This window comes from Pectobacterium polonicum, from assembly GCF_005497185.1.
GTDB lineage: Bacteria > Pseudomonadota > Gammaproteobacteria > Enterobacterales > Enterobacteriaceae > Pectobacterium > Pectobacterium polonicum.
This window is the reverse complement of record NZ_RJTN01000061.1, coordinates 1-1,539: the sequence shown is the minus strand read 5'-3', so window position 1 is coordinate 1,539 and position 1,539 is coordinate 1. Positions and strand designations below refer to the sequence as shown.

3 protein-coding genes are annotated in these 1,539 nt (G+C 47.1%); 2 read left to right on the top strand and 1 reads right to left on the bottom strand.

The window, feature by feature from the left end; translation table 11 throughout:
* Nucleotides 1–25: 25 nt before the first annotated feature.
* On the bottom strand, nucleotides 26–295 hold the full coding sequence (locus tag EDI29_RS22610; protein ID WP_137742663.1) for a DUF1883 domain-containing protein: 270 nt from the start codon (nucleotides 293–295) through the stop codon (nucleotides 26–28).
* Between the two features lie 180 nt (nucleotides 296–475).
* On the opposite strand from EDI29_RS22610, the gene EDI29_RS22605 reads away from it, so the two are divergent.
* Nucleotides 476–916, top strand: a complete 441-nt coding sequence (locus EDI29_RS22605) for a hypothetical protein (RefSeq protein WP_137742662.1) — start codon at nucleotides 476–478, stop codon at nucleotides 914–916.
* Entirely contained in the window at nucleotides 916–1,386 is a 471-nt protein-coding gene (locus tag EDI29_RS22600; protein ID WP_137742661.1) for a DUF1833 family protein, read from the top strand. The genes EDI29_RS22605 and EDI29_RS22600 overlap by 1 nt, the downstream gene beginning before the upstream one ends.
* The last annotated feature ends 153 nt before the right edge of the window (nucleotides 1,387–1,539 follow it).

Sequence of the window (1,539 nt, the reverse complement as noted above, 5' to 3'; positions counted from 1 at the left end):
TTTATTTCAGGCTAAGGGGCAGATGCTATGCTGGGATGATGGTAATGCTGTGACTGACATTTCCTGAGCCGCCACCTAAATCTATAGTCACATTCCAATACCCTGAGTTAGGGGCAACGAGGCGCGCTGGTAACATTTTAAAGAACCCTCCCCCTCCATGATGATCGAATCCGTACCCATTTTTGTATTTATTAAAATTACTGTCTGTGGTTAGCAGAATATTGCTTTGGTGAGAGCAATCAACCACAACAGTATCACCTTTGTTTAGATGTAGTCTTTTGTGTAGAAATTGCATTTAAAATCCTTAGAGAGAGCTTATCAGCCATAGCTCTTAATTGTTCACTCATGCTTATGCATGAGTGGGCTGAGTTGTTCCCTTGGGTGCCGCAAAGAGAGTTTTTGCTTTCACGTTATAACGCAGCAATGAATGCGTACATCCTGATATTTGATCAGTTAAGAATCACCCGGAGAGCCAATGGCAATCATCCCGTATCCTGACTGGACGCACGATACCGGGTTTCGGACTGACAACCCGCAGGTAGGCGCTCCAATATTCCAGAAGCTAACCGACGACCTGAAAGACATGATGGCGCTGTCGTGGATACTCAACCGCGACCAGCACCGGGCATTCACTCAGTGGCTAAAGAGCGCGAAGTATCTCGACAACTGTGTTAACTGGTTCAGCATGCCAGTGTCAACCGGTGGTGGTGATACTGGTGTCGAAGTGCAGGAGCTTCACTTTATCGATTACCCGCAGTGGAACCAGAGCGGAAACGTATTCACCTGGACGGGGAATGTCGTGTGCAGGAAAGTGAATAACGCCGATGATGAGTTTGATGACATCATTGTTGAGCTTCCCGCGCCGTGGGGTAGTTGGCTGGATGTTATCGTCACTCAAACATTGCCGAGGCCATAATGCCGACATTGCGAGAAATCAGGGCGCAGCGACCCAATCGGATAATCTACGAAGCGATAGAATTCAGTCATCCGTCATTCGGTCCTATCAGGCTCGTCAATAACCAGATATTCCCCAAAACGCTGGGTGGAGATGAATATCTACCGTGCAGGTTTGAGTTGACCGATAGCCAGCAGAGCGGAACGCCGGTTATCGACTCAACGCTGAAATTCAGCCGACTTGCGCAGGACTTTAAACAGCAGTTGAAAGCGTGGAAAGGAGCAGGACGCATAAAGCCGATAACCTGCACTTACCGTCTGTTCGACTCAGCAGACACTTCAACAGAGTTGAAGTCGTGGACGCTGTATATCGCCGATTGCTCGATGGATGGCAGTGATGTGAATGTTTCGTTGTCGATGACCAACCCGCTAAACAAGAACATTGCGTGGCTTTACGATCCGGCTGAATGGCCAGGACTCCAAAATGGCTAATTATAGTTTTCCATGGTTCTCGTGAAAGCTGTATCGGTTTTCTGCTGACTTTCTTGCGCAGATTGCTTCCCATATTGAGTCGTATCTACCTAAATATTTTTCTTTGCCATTAACAGATATAGACGGAGTCCATTTTTTCCTTTTTTTATTCCA

What these genes read in the sequence shown, in the direction of transcription:
- EDI29_RS22610 (WP_137742663.1), bottom strand. Translation starts at nt 295, where the DNA reads ATGCAATTTCTACACAAAAGACTACATCTAAACAAAGGTGATACTGTT.
- EDI29_RS22600 (WP_137742661.1), top strand. Translation starts at nt 916, where the DNA reads ATGCCGACATTGCGAGAAATCAGGGCGCAGCGACCCAATCGGATAATC.
- EDI29_RS22605 (WP_137742662.1), top strand. Translation starts at nt 476, where the DNA reads ATGGCAATCATCCCGTATCCTGACTGGACGCACGATACCGGGTTTCGG.